The 18,938-nt window shown below is 33.9% G+C and carries 13 protein-coding genes; 1 reads left to right on the plus strand and 12 read right to left on the minus strand.

Features of this window, described 5'->3' with window-relative positions; translation table 11 throughout:
* Positions 1-20 precede the first annotated feature (20 nt).
* The 11 genes from QLQ95_RS02100 to QLQ95_RS02150 all read right to left on the minus strand — a co-directional run bounded on the left by QLQ95_RS02100 (position 21) and on the right by QLQ95_RS02150 (position 16,941).
* A complete protein-coding gene (locus tag QLQ95_RS02100) occupies positions 21-2,837 on the minus strand; it encodes a M16 family metallopeptidase (protein WP_482502433.1) in 2,817 nt (938 codons plus the stop codon).
* A gap of 11 nt (positions 2,838-2,848) precedes the next feature.
* Positions 2,849-4,231: a TlpA family protein disulfide reductase gene (locus QLQ95_RS02105; protein ID WP_482502435.1), complete on the minus strand. Its 1,383-nt coding sequence runs from the start codon at positions 4,229-4,231 to the stop codon at positions 2,849-2,851.
* A 26-nt stretch (positions 4,232-4,257) separates the two neighbouring features.
* Positions 4,258-5,730 carry a retropepsin-like aspartic protease gene (locus QLQ95_RS02110; RefSeq protein WP_482502437.1) on the minus strand — a complete coding sequence of 491 codons (1,473 nt, stop codon included), beginning with the start codon at positions 5,728-5,730 and terminating at the stop codon, positions 4,258-4,260.
* Positions 5,731-5,736: 6 nt separating this feature from the next.
* A complete protein-coding gene (locus QLQ95_RS02115; protein ID WP_482502439.1) occupies positions 5,737-6,606 on the minus strand; it encodes a thioredoxin family protein in 870 nt (289 codons plus the stop codon).
* 82 nt (positions 6,607-6,688) lie between these two features.
* Entirely contained in the window at positions 6,689-8,179 is a 1,491-nt protein-coding gene (locus QLQ95_RS02120) for a PKD-like family lipoprotein (protein ID WP_320492228.1), read from the minus strand.
* A gap of 30 nt (positions 8,180-8,209) precedes the next feature.
* On the minus strand, positions 8,210-8,977 hold the full coding sequence (locus tag QLQ95_RS02125) for a DUF4843 domain-containing protein (RefSeq protein ID WP_482502441.1): 768 nt from the start codon (positions 8,975-8,977) through the stop codon (positions 8,210-8,212).
* An 11-nt stretch (positions 8,978-8,988) separates the two neighbouring features.
* A complete protein-coding gene (locus QLQ95_RS02130) occupies positions 8,989-10,437 on the minus strand; it encodes a RagB/SusD family nutrient uptake outer membrane protein (RefSeq protein WP_482502443.1) in 1,449 nt (482 codons plus the stop codon).
* A gap of 10 nt (positions 10,438-10,447) precedes the next feature.
* The gene (locus tag QLQ95_RS02135) at positions 10,448-13,825 is read right to left on the minus strand and encodes a SusC/RagA family TonB-linked outer membrane protein (protein ID WP_482502444.1); all 3,378 of its coding nucleotides are present in this window, start codon (positions 13,823-13,825) and stop codon (positions 10,448-10,450) included.
* Positions 13,826-13,938: 113 nt separating this feature from the next.
* Positions 13,939-15,087: a FecR family protein gene (locus QLQ95_RS02140; RefSeq protein ID WP_482502445.1), complete on the minus strand. Its 1,149-nt coding sequence runs from the start codon at positions 15,085-15,087 to the stop codon at positions 13,939-13,941.
* A gap of 156 nt (positions 15,088-15,243) precedes the next feature.
* Entirely contained in the window at positions 15,244-15,837 is a 594-nt protein-coding gene (locus QLQ95_RS02145; protein ID WP_320492233.1) for an RNA polymerase sigma factor, read from the minus strand.
* Between the two features lie 510 nt (positions 15,838-16,347).
* A complete protein-coding gene (locus QLQ95_RS02150; RefSeq protein WP_482502446.1) occupies positions 16,348-16,941 on the minus strand; it encodes a murein L,D-transpeptidase catalytic domain-containing protein in 594 nt (197 codons plus the stop codon).
* A 203-nt stretch (positions 16,942-17,144) separates the two neighbouring features.
* On the opposite strand from QLQ95_RS02150, the gene pdxR reads away from it, so the two are divergent.
* Entirely contained in the window at positions 17,145-18,554 is a 1,410-nt protein-coding gene (pdxR, locus tag QLQ95_RS02155) for a MocR-like pyridoxine biosynthesis transcription factor PdxR (RefSeq protein WP_482502447.1), read from the plus strand.
* Between the two features lie 89 nt (positions 18,555-18,643).
* Here the strand turns inward: pdxR and QLQ95_RS02160 are convergent, their stop codons facing one another.
* Entirely contained in the window at positions 18,644-18,907 is a 264-nt protein-coding gene (locus tag QLQ95_RS02160; protein ID WP_095929017.1) for a DUF2024 family protein, read from the minus strand.
* Between the last annotated feature and the right edge of the window lie 31 nt (positions 18,908-18,938).

Here is an 18,938-nt window from a genome sequence, read left to right on the forward strand (position 1 = left end):
TTAAATAAAAAGGGGTCAGATTATTTTAATGGTTTAAAAACTACTTCATAAGAATCTGCTTTGTTCAAAAATGAATTAGCAAATTCCTGAATGTCTTTGGCTGTGATGCTTTTTACAATATCAACATAAGTTGCAGGGTCATTCATATCGTAAGCATTCTCAAAATAATTATAAATCAAGTTCATGCTATAACTATTGAAGTTTTTGCTGTCTTCTCTAGATTTCAAATAGTTTGTTCTTGTTTTCTCAATGTCTTCAGCAGCGATTTCTCCTTTTTTGATTTTATCAATTTCCTGATACACAATTGGCAGTAAATGTTCCACTTTATCAGCATCGCAATCAAAATTAATCTGAAGATTTGCTTTTGAAATCGGAAGTTTATCAATAGTTCCTCTTACTTGTGCACCGTAAGTTCCGCCTTCTTTTTCGCGAAGACTTTCAGTATAACGCAAAGTCAACACATCGCTTAAATACGAAACCAAGATTCTGTTTCTTTGAGAGAAAGCAACATCTTTTAAAAAGGCAATTCGAACAGAACTTTTTGGAGTTTCCATTTTGATGAAAACATCTCTATCAATTTTATTTGATGTCCATTTCGGAAAGTCTGTTTTAAACTTTTCTTTACGTTTAATTCCGTTTATACTCGCAATATATTTTTCTAACAAAGGTTTTAAAACTTCTGGCGTAACATCTCCAACAATATAAAATTCAAAGTTTGAAACATCTGCAAAACGATCCAAATAAAAAGCTTTCATTTTATCAAAAGATAAACCGTCGATATATTTTTGATTCAATGGCTGTATTCTTGGGTTGTTTTTCCCATAAACGACATCTGTTAAACTGTCTCCCATTTTTGCATTGATATCATTTGCTCTGTTTTTAAGCGAATTTTCTAATCTTTGCTTCATAAGTGCATACATCTGATTATCAAATCTTGGCTGCACAAAACGCAAATGAACCAATTGCATCATTGTTTCGAGATCTTTTGCATTTGCCCATGCCGTAACTGTCTCTTTCAATGAGCCTACATCTACAGAAGAGCCAGCAATTTTTCCTTTTAAAACTTTTGTCAAATCAACATTTGACAACTCACCCACCCCAGACATTAGTGCTAATTCGGTTGCGCGACTAACTGATGGTAAATCTTGAGGTTCGTACAAAGAAGATCCTCCAAAACTTTCACCTTTCAGATCTACTTGCTTCTTGTTTTTATCGGCAAATTTATAATGCACTTTTACGCCATTGCTCAATACAAAAGTGGTAGCATCAATCGCTGTTTCTTTTTTCTCTGAAACAATTTTTCCTGAATTGATTTTCAGGTTTCCTAAAAGAGTTTTTCCTTCAAAAGTATCCACATAAGGCTGTAACGAAGCATCGTTTTCGGCTTTCTGAATAATATCAAAAGCTTTTTCCTGAGTTAAATTATTCTCGTTTTCTACACCTGTAACCGCTACAACACGATTTTGTGCTGTATATAATTTTCTGATTTGCTCTTGAAGAATTTTAGTGTCAACATTTTTCAAAATGCTTTTTACCATTTCAAATTCAGCTTTAGGATCGGCAATAACTTCGTGATTTAGATAATCATCTTTCACCATTCCAATAACATCCTTATGCGAAATCTCATTTAGTTTTTCTAAATAATTTTCGTAACCCGAAATGTTTTCTGCAACAGCCCTTTCAATTTCTTCTTTAGAAAAACCAAATTTGTAAGCTCTAACCCATTCATTCATGATCATTGCAAAAGCTTCGGCTTGTTTTTCTGGTTTTGGAGAAACGCTCAAAATCCAGATATCATTTAAACGGGAAAAATTTTGGTATCCAATTGAGGCACTTTTAAATGGGCATTCTTGTTTCTGCGCCATTTCTGTCAGACGATTATTTAGGATAGAAAAAGCAAGACTTCTTTGAGTAGATTTTTCTAATTCGGCATAAGTATTAGTTGATTTTTCAGCCGTATGACGAATCATATAACTAATATTTGAAGCCGAAATTTCTTTGTCTAAAGCCAATTTAAAAGTTGGTTCTACTCTTTCTGGAATGGCAATTTCAAAACGTTTTTTCGGATTTACTGGAGTCGGAATATCAGCAAATAGTTTTTTGACTTTCGCTTCAATTTCGTCTGCGTTAATATCGCCAACAATTGCGATTGCCTGCAAATCTGGACGGTACCAGTCTTTATAAAAATCTTTTAAAACTTGATATTTAAAGTTTTTAACGATTTCCATATCACCAATCGGCATGCGGTCTGCATAAAGCGAATTGTTGTAATAATAAGGCGCCAACTGATTGTAGATTCTCGCTCTAGCATTTTGTCGCGTACGCCATTCTTCGGTAATTACACCGCGTTCGGCATCAATTTCTTCATTTGTTAGAGACAAAAAATTAGACCAATCGTGCAAAACCAGCAAACAGGTATCTACTACTCCGCCATCTTTTGACGGAATATTATCTAAGTTGTAAACGGTTTCGTCTGTACTTGTGTACGCATTAATATTTTTTCCGAAAACAGCACCTTGTTTTTGAAGCGTGTTCAAGATTCCTTTTCCTTCAAAATTTTTGGTTCCGTTAAACGCCATGTGTTCCAAGAAATGCGCTAAACCTTTCTGCTGGTCGTTTTCTAAAATTGAACCAACATTCTGAATAATATAATAACTTGCCGTATTTTTATTGACATCTGTCGGATAAATATAATACGTCATTCCGTTTGGCAGCACTCCTTTTTTAATTTTTTGGTTGACTGCAATTGGGTCGCTTGATTTAAAGTTTTGCGCTTGCGCGAAAGTCAAACTTCCAATAAAAAGGAGTAAAACTGATATTTTTTTGCTGTATTTCATAAAGCTATTAATTAACCTTTCAATAATTTATCCAGTTGCACTCGCAACTCTGGATTTGAAGGACGAAGTGCATCTGCATTGATAATGTTTCCTTTTGTATCAAACAATAAAAATCTCGGAATGGCATTTACATCATAATTTTTTGCCACATCAGAACCAAAATCTTTATCGGCCATTAACTGGATACCTTTTAATTGTTCTTTTGTAACGTAATCTTTCCATTTTTGAGCATCTTTTGGTTTATCTAACGAAAGACTTACAAAAACAATATTTTTTCCGTGATAATCTTCTTCGATTTTTTTCATGTGAGGAATCTCTGCTTTACAAGGTCCGCACCAAGTTGCCCATAAATCGATGTAAACAAATTTACCTTTAAAATCTGAAAACGAAACCGCTTTATCGTTAATGTCTTTATATGTAAAATCTAATCCTTTCTGACCAACGTTTTTATGCAATACTTTTTCATATTCTAACAAAAATGCTTTGCTATTATCAGAAATCATAAACGGTTTTATGCTTGGTGCGATTTTTTCGTATTCTTCAATTTTCATTCTTGAATTTGCAACTGCATCACGTAAATAAACATCTTTTAAAGCAGGATCTGTAATATGGGTAATTGCTTCAGTTAAATCTAAACGTTTTGGCGCATCACCAGAATTCATAGTTACATAAAAGAAATAATTTGACATTAAAGAAACGCCGTTTTGCAATTTTAGTAGATCTGGATCTGTAAACTTTTTGTCTGTCTGCCATGTTTTGATTACTGCTGGACGATCGTCTTTGTCTGGAAATGCTGTTCTTGGCATTCTAAAAAAAGTATAAGTCAATTCTTCAACATCTGTTGCAACGGCCAATTTTAATAACTTATTAAAGTTAGCATCTTTCGTTTTTATTGATTTCGAAAATTCTTCTGCTTTGGTCACACCTTTATCAATGAAGGGATAAAATTCTACATAGGTTTCATTTCCTCCCAATCTTGCGAAAGGCGCAAAATCGTTGTAGATTTCATTTGCTTTTTGTACCAAAGCGTTCTGTCCGACATTCTTCCCGCTCAAAACATAATTCGTTTTATTGATTACAAGATTGATGTCTAATTTTGGTTCTAAATACAAACGGATTAATTGGTTTCTACTTTTAAATTGTCCGTAATCGATATAATAAAAGCCAGCAGCTGAAACTGGTGTCATAAAGCCGAATTCCCCCAGCGAATTAACTTTTGCGGTAGCGGCAACGGCTGGCTTTCCTTCTTCGACACTGTAAAGTGTAACTTCTTTTGCCTTGAAATCTGGAATTGAAATTGTCCCTCTGATTACTGCATATTCTGAAAGGCTGGCAGCAAAACTCATTTGAACCGTGATAAAGGTCAAAATGAAGTAAAAAATGTGTTTTTTCATTGTTTTTTTGTTTTTGGATTGATATTTTAAATTGAAATTCGCATCGATTGATCGCCTTGTTCTATAATAAAGTCTTTACTTTCTTTGGTTTCTTTCAGCTTTTTAAGATTTTCAGAATTCAATAATTCCTTGGCTTCATAGTCATTGATTTGTGTGACTTTGGCGCCAACTTTCACTTTCTTCAAATCTTCATTTTCCTGATTGATAATTCTTTTTACAATAAGATTTTGGTTTTCGTCAAAATCTAATTCCAGTCCGCTTAAATAGAAAGATGGTATTTTTTTGAAATTTTTATTGGGTTCGAGATAAGCGGTTTTATGCAACAAATCGATTGTAAAATTGAAACGTTTTATTAAATCGATTCCAAGAGAACCATCGGCATAAGCCCAGTTTTTATTGGCTTCTTCGTATTCCTGCAAAGCAATTGTTACGTTTGGAAAATTATTCCCATTTATAGCAACATTTGGAATGGCTCCTCCCACAATTTTGGTTTGTTTTCCCAGACTGTAATTCACAGATGTATATTCGGTTTTTAAGCTCGCCTCTAGATTATTTTTATGATTAAAAGGTCCGTAAGCAATTAAATCATAACCTGCTCCAGTATCAAAAGTGAAACTGCCTTCGACTGTTTTTTTATCTTCAAAAGTCAGATTCATTTTTACTACCGGAAGTCCCGATTTATAATCAAAAACTAATGGCTTTGCTTTTCCCCAATAATTAAAATTTCCAAAATTGTACAAGTCAATCGTCATGGTATCAAAATTGACAGAAGTGATAAAATTGCGAAGCAGATTGGCGCCAAATAATCCGTCGTAAACACCATGTTTCGGAAAAATAACCAAGCCTTGATTCTTGAGAACCTGATCGCCAATATAAATCGTATTATCTGCCGAATACTGCACTTGCTGACTTCCGCCAACTACAGATGCCGATTTACTTTTGGTAACCACAACTCCCGCTTTGTACGCGCTGTCTGGATTGAGTGCCATTCCGTCGGCGCCCGTATCAAAAAGCATTAAAAACTCACGATCGGCTTTATTTAGTTTTATTTTAATGGCGATTCCGTTTTCGATAATTTCAAATGGAATACTTGCTACTTCTTTTACTGTTGCATGTCGATCCACTTTATATAAGCCATCCAAAAAAGTCACGTACAGGATTTTATTTTCTGAGTTGAAAACAATTTGAGATGGCTTTTTTTCTTTTCCATTAAAACAGAAATCTACCAAGACAAAAGTTTCATTTTTAATCGCCACAGATTTTCCAATCTGAATTGAATCTAAAGCTGGAAATGCTTTAAAAATACCATTCAGATAAAATTCGTTTGAAGAAGAATCTCCAACGCCAACTGTAAATTGTGGCGCCAGAAGATCTTTCATTTCTTGATAACTTTTATTCTTAAAGGCTTTTTCGAAAGTTTTAATAGATTTCTGAATGCTATTTTGAGCATAAATTGTACAGCCAAAAATCAATATTAAAAGCAGGATTATCTTTTTCATTTCGGTTTACTTTTGTGCCGTATTTGGCTTCACTACCACTTTTTCTACTCCGAAATCTTTCAATAAAATACCTGAATATTTTGCAAATTCTTCTGGTGTGTAAAGTTCTTTCGAATCATTTATCAATTCTGTAAATCCTTTCAAATCATTCTTTTTTTCGAACTCTTTTTTCTTACGTTGTAATATGGTAAATACATGGCTGTTAACACTCCATTTTCCGTAATCTGTCGCTAATTTTTTACTAGCAAAAAGAAATGGATCGTCATATTGTTTCCCTACTCTTAATCCAGTAATAATTACAAAAGAGATCTCTTCAGAAGCATCTTTAGATTTCAAATACGTATCGATAACCTCAAATGGTACGTTTCTTTTTCCATCTAAATACGCTTGTTTGTAAAAATCAGGATACTCTTTTTCTTGAATTTCTGGACTGTACTTTTTGAAGATTCCTTTTTTGGCCGCTTCTTTCGCGTTTTGAAGCAAGGCAGTAAATTGCTCTACGTTTTGAAAACCACCCGCAATATCAATTACTTTTCCGTCTGCATTCAGGAACAGAAAGGTCGGAAATCCGGTAACGCCATATTTCATGCATAGCTTTTTACCAATTTCTTCTTTTAAAATATCCGATTTGAACGTTACAAAATCGGCATTTAAAACTGCAGCAACTTTTGGATCTGGAAATACTTCTTTGTCCATTTGTGCACACGGCATACAGCCTGTGAAATACAAGTCGACAAAAATCATTTTTTTCTCTGTTTCAGCCTGTTTTTTAGCTTGTTCCCAACTTTCTTGAGTGGATTGCGCTTGTGCTTTTAAGGCAATAGATGGACAGGCAAGCAGCAAAACTGCGCTTGCGATTTTAATAAATCGTTTCATAAAATGTGGTTTTTAGAAACCGAATGAAGAATGAGATTTATACTTCATTCGGTTTTATTTTTAGATTTTTAACTTCCTATCATTATCGAACACGATAAGTAACATCGACAATTTTGCATAAGCCTGAATAACTGCTTTCTAAAATTAAATTACCATTTACAGGCGGCACAGTATACAATTCTAATTTTCCTGTTGTGCTGTAAGAACCCACAATTAATTTGCTGATAATCTCCTTTTTCCCTCTTTTGCTGAAACCTATATAGGTAATTTCTTCATTTCCTTTATCTAACATTAATTTTGCAGATTGCGTTCCGCTGTCATATTCATACACTTTGTTTCCAACAGTATAAAATAAATAACCAGCATCTGGACTTACGGCAAATTTTGTGGCTTTATCTAAATCGGGCGCATTCAGCATTTCTTTATAATAGGTCTGCACGGCACTTGTATTAAAACGAAGCAGATAGAATTTGCCTGTAGAAATATTCTTTAATACCGCAAAACTTTCATTTAAATTGAAATTTGATGTAGTCATAAAAATCAGCTCGCAGTTGGGATTATTCCAATCCAGTGTTGTTGGAGAAGCTGTAACAGGAGGCATTGCCGAACAATTTCCTTTTGAAGAACTATAACGTAGAAAACGATGTTTTTCAGCATCAAAAAAGACAGGAGTTCCTGTTCCTGTGGTTTCTGCGATAAAAGGAGCTGCATAGAAAGTTTTAGTTTCAAGATCTACTTTATTTTGGGGCAATCCATATCTAATTTGTACGGCTCTATTATAATAATAAATATCACCATCCTTATACAGGTAATTTTCTGATCCTCCAGGACATTTCATAAAATCTACTGCAAAATTGGTTGGAAAATTTCCTCCAATTGTTTCGTATGCAATATTCATGGTCTGATTCCATTCAAAAGAATCGGGTTCTAATCTTGCTGTTCCAGATTCTGATGCTGTTACATAAATTCCATAAATGATACTTCCTGACAAAGGCCCGCTAAAAGTTTCTACATCTACAGCTTTTCCTTTTAATTTCAATGCAGACCCAGCGGCATCTAGCACATCGTTTATAATACGCGGCTGTGGAATTCCTGGAATTACAGAAACCATATCCAATCGAGCTTTTCCGTCTACATCTCCCACAACCAGCCATCCTTCATAAATAGAAGAAACTACATTTAAGGTAATAATGGGCTGCTGCCAGTTGATTCCCGTTACTTTATCCTTGATAAAATAATAAAGACTATATTTTGCCGGCGGTAATTTTAAAATACCATCCAAATTTTTTGTGGTCGCAATAGTTGTCCTCGCCTCGTCAACCAATTTTAAAGGATTTACCGCAACCCATTTATATTCATATCGGTCAGGATCTTTGCCGTCATCTAAAGTTGGATTTAATTCGGGTGCAATCTTAAAATAATCTCCCGTATAAACCGTATATTCTTCTTGTATTCCTGTTACATTAAATTCATTGATCTTCTCATAATTGTAATTTCCTTCATCGCTTACACATCCGTATGCCAAAAAGAGGAGCGCTATTATGGCTGTCTGTATTTTTATATTTTTAAACATCGCTTTATATTTTTAAATTAAAGAATGGTTTTAAGGAAAAAACATTTCTTTTCCGTCTTCCTCATAAATAGTATTGCCATTGGCTTTCTGATCGGCCAGATAACGTTTCATAAAACTTCCATAATACAAGACTTCAGGTATTGAAAGTCCTGGCGCACTTGTAGGCAGGTTAAACATTTCTGGCTCCAAATTCATCAAATCACACATTAAAAAGAGTTTTTTAGCGGTAAATACACCAAATGTTCCTGGTTGCCAACTTATTGGTTGCGTAAGCTTGTCTGTAAAAGTCAACTTAAAACGCGTATAGTGAATCTTTTTCTGTGTCAAAACATTTGTTATTCTGTCCTTCATATTGACAGTAAAAAATTCGTTTTCTTCCAGATTCAAAACTAATGTTACGGCCTTATCCTTTAAATCTAAAGTTCTATGAACGATTACGGGAATAGAATCTTTTTCTCTACCAGCGTGCAGAACAATATTTTCGGGCAAAGAAAAATGTGTGCCTAAAACTGCGGTACTTGAAGGATCTACCGAAACTTTAATTTGACGGTCAACATCACTTACAGTTCCTTGAACTTGTACGGGAATGCTATAAATTCTTCCGGTAACATCAGCTTTATCAAAACTAAAACTGAATCCTGTACTGTCTATAAGCGGTGCGTTGTTGTATGCTGGAAATACAGCAAGCGGAAAATAAATGTTATTGGTAGCTTTATAAGTTTCAATTTCTTCTTTATCGCAAGATGTTAAGCCAAACAGAGAAAAAAGAAGAATGCTTAAAATCAATATTTTTTTCATGATTACTTTTTTTAGTTTTGAAAATTAACTTCCGATTCTGGTAATGGCACTACATATTTAACGGCATTCATGGTAACATTTCCTGAAGAAGCAGAACCATTTGGAATTGCAGTCGAATTGATTCTTTTGTAGTAGAAAAACAATTGTCCTTCGCCTATAAATTCTTTTCTGTACTCTTTTGTAATTTCTGTAGCCAATACTGCAGTTGCAGCTAAATTGGTCAAACCTCTATTAAATCGCAGTGTGTTCAAGAAAGCAATACCATCGGCTGGCACGGGTGCCGTTTCTGCTGCAATAAGATATAGTTCTGATAGTTTGAACATCGGAATCTGAAGACGGAAAAGTTTAGTTTTGTCTGTTACATCTTCATACTTAAAAAATGTCTTCTGGGTTTTTCCTCCCGTAATTGGAATTTTCCAACTCGGCAAACTTCTATAATCATTATCATTAGACTCAAAAACAGCATTTATTCTGCTCAGCATTGGCGCATAAATATTAAACTCGTCTAAACTAGAATCAAAAAGTGCTTTTTGTTTGGTATACAAAGTATAATCGCTAAGCGCAAAGAAATTCTCAGTAGAAAAAATACGATCTGGATTGGAAGTGTTTGTCGCTTCTAAAAATGGAGTCCAATAAATAAAAGACTGTGTTTTTACAAAATTTATAATTTCAGTTGCCAGAGCAAAAGCTCCAGTTTTATCTCCAGCGTATAAAAGAACTCTCGCTTTTAAACATTTTACCGCCAGTATATTCATTCTTTGTCCGCGGTTTACGGAATAATACGGATTGCCATCAAACGCTGTCGATCCCGTGATTTTTCCTGTAGTTAATATCGGATCATTTGCTAAAAGCACTATTGCTGCATCTAAATCGGCAGTAATTTTTGCAATAACATCTTGAGCGGGCAAAATCGGGTTATTAGATGTCACTGCAGCATCATAATAAGGTATTGACGGATCTGCTGGTGCTATTTTGTAAATTGGACCGTACAATCTTAACATATCAAAATGCAGCATAGCACGAATAGCAATAGCTTCTCCTTTTAAAAGATTTGCTTTCTCAGCTGAAATAATCTCAGGATGTTCATCAATACTTTCTAAAAATTTATTTGCAGATAAAACTGTTGTAAAAGCGCTTTCCCAAATGCCGGCGAAAGTATTTTTTGGAAGTGTTTCAGCATACGAATAACTTGCTATTTTCGCTTTAACATGTGTTCCAGTCATATTATACTGCTGTCCTAAAATCTCTACCGCATCCATGGTAAGCTGTCTGCCGTAAAGATTATTTACAGCCAGCTGAAGATAAAGTCCGTTATGCACATTTTGCATACCCGCTTCAGAGCTATATGCCTGATCTTCTAATATTTTATCTTGTGGCACAACATCCAAAAAATCACTGCAGCTTATTGCAACAAAAGAAGCAAGCAAAAGGAATGTAATTTTATATAAATACTTATTCATAATTTCTTTATTAAAATGATAAATTAAGACTCAAAGAATATATTCTTGAGAAAGGATAATCGATACCACGTTCTGCTTTTATGGTTGAAACACGGAAGAATTCGTTTGCAAAAACATTAAATCCTAAAGCAGTTAATCCGTTTCTTTTTAACCAAGCTCTATCTGTTAATCTGTAGCCTAATCGAATAGATTCTCCAGAGATGTAATCATCTTTTTGGATAAAACGGGATGAGATTGGGGTATTATTGGTTAGTCCGATCGCTTTAAATTGTGCCATCTGACCAGGAGTTGTCCAACGGTCTGTAAAAGCTCTCACATCTTGATTATCAAAAATATTATCTCTTGATATATTTTCTACTTTGTTGTACAAGGCAGAGTTAAATCTTTCTGCACCAAAACTATAGCGCACAAACAATCCAAAACTAAAACCTTTGTAGTTTAAGTTTGTAGAAACTACTCCTGTAGCCGTTTCTCTAGAATTCCCCATTACTACTTCATCTTTTTTATCCAAAATAAAAGTAGTCTGACCATCTTTCTTTAAGAAAATTTCTCTTCCTGTTGCTGGGTCAATTCCTAATGAAGGTACAGCCCAAAGGTCATTACTGCTTGCTCCATCATAATATCTCGTTAAACTGGTTGTTTTTTGCGCTTCAGAATTTAACGAAGCCAATGCATTACCAAAACCTCCAAGTTCATTATCTCCTGTCGTTCCCATTAAACCTATTCCCCAAACAAAATTTCTGCTCAAATCATAGATAAAATTGTAGTTCATTTTTAACTCTAATCCCTGAGTAGTTAAATACCCAACATTTAAAGGATAACCGTTAAGTCCTGTTGAAGCTGCAAGATCGATCGCTACAATCTGTGGAGACGTTTTACGTTTGTAAGCTCCTAGAGTCATCGTAAATCTGTTTCTAAACATAGCCAGATCTAATCCTAAAGACAAATCCTTGGTTCTTTGCGCTTCTAAATTTGGGTTTGCAATTTGAGAGACTCCTAATCCAGGACCAAAAACGTTGGTATTTGGGTTATAAGCATATACATCATAAGAAGCAAAACCCACTAAGTTTTGATTTCCGGTCTGACCGATATTGGCACGAATTTTAAAAATATTGACAATATCTTCATTCATTCTAAACTCATTGTTCAAATTCCATCCAAAACCAATTCCCCAATAAGGCGAATATTTTTTATTGGTTCCAAAATTGGTCGCTCCTGAAATTGTCTGAGTAAAATCGAATAAAAATCTGCGGTCGTAAGCATAGTTAATTTGGTTAGTCAAATCGACACTTCTAATTAATTCGGTATAAATTTCTGGCTTTCCATTTGGCTCATATCCAAAAGCAAATGAAGGATTGCCAGGAACTCCAAGAGGAAATCCTCTTAAAAATGATTTATAAGAATTGTTTTTTGTCTCTAAAGCCGAAGCTCTAATCGTATAGTTAAAAGAATGAAAGTTCTTAAAAACATTTGAGTACGTTGCACCAAGATTTGCATTCCATTTATCGGTAATGGCATCATACCTGTTATACGTTCCTTTTTCTGTCGCAATGTTATTTACAAAACGAGTATCGTCTGGAGAAACAAAAACGACATTGTAGTTATCCAATCTTGAAACAGATAGAGCTCCAGTTGCCTTGATATGCGAGTTTACATCATAATTAATAGCGAAGTTATTCGTAAAATTAAAGTCTTTTCCTTTGTTATAACTTCCTAAAAAGACATTGTAAAGCGGATTAGCAGGATGGTTTACAATGGTTTGCAAACTAGTTAATGGCAATGACGAACCATCCATATAACGTGTTATCACTCCATTTTCGTTATACTTTGGATAATACGGACTTGCTTTTGCCCAAGTTTCAAATGAACCGTATGGAGATTCCTGATTCGTTCCTCCAGAAACAAAAAACTGGTTGTTAAGACTTAATTTGTTTTTTCTGTAAGTCAAAGTTGTATTATAACCCCAAGTATCGTGCTCAGAACCTTTCATTGTTCCTGTTAGTGTTTTGTAATTTCCAGCAATGTTAAATCTAAACTCATCAGAACCTCCGCCAAAATTCAAACTGTGTCCAGAAGTAATCCCCATCTGTATCGGTTCGTTTAACCAATACGTATCTACACCGCTGCGTACTGCAGCCAGACGTCTGTTATATTCTTTATCCCAAGTTAATGGAGTAGATTCGGCAGTTCCATCCTTAACAATAAATGCGCCTGAAAGTCTTTCAAATTCTAATTTTTGCGCTGCATTCATTAAATGATAAACACTTAAGTCTGCTAATTCATAAGAAGAATTATATACATAATTAAACTGCAGTTTTCCAGGAAGAGGTTTATTGGTTTCAATAACCACAACTCCATTTGCAGATCGAGAACCGTACAATGCAGTTGAAGCCGCATCTTTTAATAAAGTGATGCTTGCAATTCTATTAATATCCAAATCGACAACTTGCTGTAAAGTAGTTGGAAATCCGTCCAGAATAAACAAAGGCTGATTTGGATCATCTCTAAACTGACTGTCAACCTGATTGGCCGTTAAACTTGTCTGTCCTCTCACCTCGATTGTTGGCAGAATATTTGGGTTTGAACCTGCAATATTATTATTGACCACAATAAAAGACGGATCTAATGATTTTAAAGCCTGAACTGCATTTTGCGTAGAAATCTGTCTTAATTCCTCACCTCTAAAAACAGTAACTGCACCCGTAATTAATTCTTTCTTACGCACCGTAACCCCTGTATTTACAACAACGCCAACAAGTTCTTTAGTTTCTTGAGCTAGTGTAATATTGATTACTTTTCTTTTGTTTATCTCCACTACCTGCGCTTTGTGCCCGATATAGGTAAACAAAATTTGCCCATCTTCTGGTGCACTAATTGTATATTTTCCGTCAAAATCGGTCTGCACAGCAACATTTGTACCTCTTACTTTAATGTTAACTCCTGGCAGTGGCTCTTTGGCTTCATTGGTAACTGTTCCTTTAATTTCGATTATTTTAGATTGAACGACAACTTTCTCTGCTTTTCTTTCTTTTACAATAATCGTATTTCCAGCAGAAAAACTAAAATCAAAATCTTTATCAGAGAAACTGGCTTCCAATAAATCATTGACCTTAATTTTTCCTTTTTTCAAATGTACTTTAGGCAATTTTTTAAATAAATCTTCCTGATAAATGAAAGTATAATTGGTCTGTTTTGTAATGATGTCAAAAACTTCGTCAACAGATACTGTTTTATCAGCTGTAATTACAACTTTCGTGTTTTGTGAAAATAGATTTACGGGAGAAAAACCAAAAATTGTAGTACAAAACAAGAAGATAAAAGTTCTCATAATGTTAATAATTAGCCTGTTTCTAAAATAGAAATAGGCACTGGTTAATTTAAATTTCATAAATTTACATGTTAATTGGTTGGTTGGTTAATAAAACTGACTTACTGGTTGATACACAGAAAGGGATAAAGCGCAGTACGGTGAGAGGTCTAAACTTTAATCCCTTTTCTTTTTTATTTGATTATAATTTTATTGTCTTTTTTCTCATAGGCATTAATAAAATTAATATTCTTGATCGTGGTTAATATGTCTTCTAATTTCTGATTCTTATTTAAAACCCCATTAAACTTGACATTGCCAAGCGCTGGATCTGCAAAGACAATATCAACATCGTACCATCTTGACAATACTCTCGCAATATCTTTTAGAGGCATTCCTTTAAACACGAACAAACCTTTTCTCCAAGAAATTTCATTATAGACATCAACTTCAGAAACATTAATATTTCCGTTATATTCTGTTATTTTAGATTGCTGGTTTGGAGTCAGAATTTGTTTTTTACTAGTATTGCTAACTGCTACAACTCCTTTGACCAAAGTGGTATAAATAGCAGATTCGTCTCTGTAAGCTTTAATATTAAATTCGGTTCCAATTACTTCTACATTCTGATTTTCAGTTTTTACTTTAAATCTCGAACCTTTATGTTTGGTACTTGGCGATACTTCAAAATACGCTTCTCCATAAACTAGTTCTACTTGTCTTGTTTCTCCATCAACAAAAGCGACAGGATATTTTAATTGTGATTCCGAATTCAGCCAGACTTTGGTACTGTCTGCCAGCTGTACAAAAAACTGCCCTCCTCTCGGAATCGTTAAAAGGTTATTGGCAATTGCTGCAGATTTTCCGTTTGAATTGTAAACTAATTTTTCTCCGTTACTAGAAGCATTTCCTTTGGTGTAAGATTTTCCTTTTTCTAAGGCTATAACAGAACCGTCTTCTAAAGTCAGAGTTGCTTTATCGCTTCCAATTAGGATTTCTTTGTGCGCCATTTGCGGGGTTTCAATCTTAAGCGGATTTGTTTTATTAATGATTAATGAAATTGAAATCAGCAATAATAATGATGCCGCCATAACAGTCAATTTGAAAGCTGTTTTGGTATAAAATGGCTGTATTGATATTATTGGAGTTTCTTCAGATTGAATGGCATTTTGAAGACGGTTTCTCATTCTAAATTCTAATTCTTCTTTAGAACCCAAAGCTTCGTCCCACTCTTTATCTGTCTGGAAACTTTCGTAATAATTTAATAATTTATTATTCTCCTCGAGATTAGTATCACCGGAAAGATATCTATTTAGTAACAGTAAGAAATCCTCTTTTTTCATTTTTTATTGTATTATTTCGGGAGTATATAGAGTAAGTAACCTAAAAGGCATATACCCCCTATTCCCAATTGCATTTTTTTTTATTTTTTTTGAAAAAGAATTAAAAAAGAAGAAAAACCACACATCCTCAGCCCAAACACTTCATTTATTTTTTTGCTAAAAGATATTTTTTGTGAACCATAAAATCATGGCTATACTCATACTTTCGCCCATAGAAGATCGAATCGTATGCAACGCTTTTGTAATATGATTTTCGACTGTTTTTGTAGAAATGTTGAGTCGTTCGGCAATTTCTTTATGACTTAGCTGTTCTTCTCTGCTTAACTTATAAACAGCTTGGCATTTTTCAGGAAGTCCTGCAATGATTAAATTAAGCTGCTGCACCAATTCGTCGTGCATTAATTGCGTTTCTGGAGTTGTAGATAAAAAGCGCTTTTCTACATCATCAAAAAGTTCGACATGAACTTTGTCTTTATTTTTTCTCAAATGATTAAAAACCTGATATCTCGCACAGGCATACATATACCCTTTAAGTGAAATATGAATTTCTATCTTTTCGCGGTTGTGCCAAATATTCATGAAAATATCCTGAATAATATCTTCGCACAATTCTTTGTCTTTAATCACATTGTAAGCAGACATAAAAAGTGCCTGCCAAAATTTATTATACAACTCTGTCAATGCCGATTCATCGCCGCCACGAAGACGATCGATTAAAATTTGATCCTGATTTAAGATGGAATTTGGCAATGATTGGCTGTTTATCGAGATTGAATAATTCGCAACAAACTTAATAAATTCCGTTAATAATCCTAATTTGTTCTCGACAACACATCTTTATTTTTGCAAGAAAACATAATTTTGCAAATAAAAAAACTTTATAAATTTTTCAATTCTCCCCATAAAACCTTCATGTTTTTTAAGCTTAAGTAAGATTCAGGATTAAAATAAAATGAATATTTTAAAATAATAGATTTAAAACGCTGTTGCGTTAATATTGTATTTTTATTAAATTTCAAAAAAATACCGTAGCCAATTTCTTTAAATATAAAATTGAGTCTTTTCAGGCTATCTTTTTTAACTCAAAATTTCTAAAATAAAAAAGAAACATAAAATTAGACACGGATAAAACAGATTCACTATAGCGAAGACACGGAAAAAACTGATTTTTAAAAATCTCTGTTAATCTGCGTTTTCACTATAGTGAATCTGTTTTATCTGCGTTCAAATCTAGTTTCCTTAAGAAAAAATTCTTTCGAATTAATAATAAATATTCAGGATAATATTCGACTTCGAATTATCGATAATTTTTTCAAGTCTTTTAAAAAACACTTCACTAACCATGGGACACCCTTGACTAAGAGCAATATAATGATCCTGTTCTCCTTCTGGAACTGCCGAATATGAATGCAATACAATCATTCTTTTAACGGCATTATTATTCGTTTGGTCCAGCCCTTTTAAAACATAAGCTTTTCCAAACATTCCTCTATACGATTTTCCTATTGTATAACATCCAAGCGAAGTGCATTTAGAATTCGGTTCGTTGCTAAATTTCAATTCTCCTTTTACACCCGTTTCAGAACCTGCACCATTTGCTACTAAACCTTCATCAATTAGTTTGTCGTTTTCAAGATCATAAACAAAGAATCTATTTTTACCCGATTTAATTCTCATATCAATAAAAAATGCGATTTTAGAATTATAAACTCCAGAAGCGCTCATTTTTTTTACATTTTCAATCTGTTGATTAAAACGTTCTGCATCAGAATCCTTTATCGTATTTTCTTCTTTTGGTTTTGGGTTGCCAAAAACACATGCTGTTATTAGGATTATTATATTTACTATTTTCATAAACCTTTCATTTTTAAAACATTAAAAATCAATTATTTGACGATGCAAAATTAAAATGAGAGTTTCGAAAAAATGTTTCCTAAAAGTCTAAAAAACAACAAAATAAGGTATTTCTTTTAGCATAAATATCACTATTATTCCGTCAAAAAAAGTTAATTTTGGACTACTGAATAAACTTAATTTAGCAACAACAAACAGTCCAGATGCTTCGACCTTGGCCATTACAAATTCATTTAGACAAAAAATCAGATAAAGCAATTTACCTGCAGATTGCCGATGCTGTAATTGACGCTATCAAAACAGGAAAACTGGTCAGCGGAAATGCATTGCCAGGAAGCAGACAATTGGCTGAATTACTGAAAGTAAACCGAAATACTGTTGTAGAAGCTTTAGATGTTTTAACTGCTGAAGGCTGGCTGATAACCATTGACCGAAAGGGAACTTTTGTAACAGAATCGTTGCCAAAAATCAGTCATTCGTCAGAAAATGAAAAAGAGCAAAAAGTTAAAGTTGAAGATCCTAAAAAAATTTTAGTTTTTGACGACGGACTCCCTGATAGCCGATTGGCACCAATGAATGATTTGGCTAGAGCGTATCGCGAATTATTTAGCCGAAAATCACGTTGGCAGATTATGGGTTATAGTAGCGAATTAGGAAATTTAGAATTCAGAAAATCAATTGCTCAAATGCTTAATTTTAAACGCGGCATGAGTATTTCTCACGATCAAATCTGTATCACACGCGGAAGCCAAATGGCGATGTATCTTGCCTCTCATTGTATTTTAAAATCAGGCGATTTTGTTTTGGTTGAAAATCCTGGGTACAAACCCGCTTGGGAAGCTTTTGAAAATGCAGGTGCAACTCTACTTCCTGTAAATATAGAATCGGACGGATTGGATATCGATCAAGTCGAAAAATATCTACAGCATAAAAACATAAAGGCAATTTATGTTACTCCTCATCATCAATTTCCAACTACCGTTACTCTGTCTCTAAAAAAGAGATTAAAATTGATTGAACTTTCTAACCAATATAATTTTACGATTATTGAAGACGATTACGATAACGAATTTCATTTCGGACTAAGACCAATACTTCCTATTTCGAGTTATTCGGGTCTGAAAAACTATATTTACATTGGCACTTTTAGCAAAATTGTTGCTCCTGCACTTCGTATTGGATATTTAGTCAGTTCGCATGAGAATGTTCTAAAGATTGGAAATCATAGAAAAATCATCGATGTCCAGGGTGATAATATTATGGAAGAAGCAATTTTAAGCCTTATTAATGAAGGCAAAATAAAGCGCCATCTTAAAAAAGCCAATTTGGTTTATAAAAACAAACGAGATTTTTTTGAAAGCTTGTTAAATCGATATCTTCAAAATAAAATTACTTTCACAAAACCCGAAGGCGGACTTGCATTTTGGATTGTTCCAAAAGCAGATTGTAATGTTTTAGAAATTTTTGAGAAGCTAAAATCGCAAGGCATTCAAATCATGAGTCCAAACCGATTTAGTTTTGATGAAACCATTAAAGGTTTTCGTCTGGGCTATGCTTCTCTTTCTGAAAAACAAATGGAAGAGGGAATTATAGCGCTTTCTAAATTGTTATAAAAAGCCTTTCAACTTCGCTCAGGGTAACATAAATCGCTGTCTGGCTGAGCGGAGTCGAAGACTTTCTAGTCATCAGTTTCTTTTAAAAACTAATTACAGTTTTCCATTTCAATAATAGAAAACCCATTTTCCCGAATCTGATTTTCTACTTCAATCGGCGCTTTATCAATATGGCAAAAACGACATTCTTTAGAAGACAAAGTCTGTCCTTCTTGCGCAACACTTTTCAGGTACTTTTTCCCATATTCGTAAACTTGCTCTGCATCGTTAACATTTTCGTCTACCAAAATATCAAAGTGCATAATTTTTCCGTCTTTGCGGGTTACATAGGTATCCCAAACTGCTATTTTCATGTTTTTTAAGGTGCTAAGATTCTAAGTTACT

The sequence above is a fragment of the Flavobacterium sp. B330r genome (assembly GCF_056824325.1).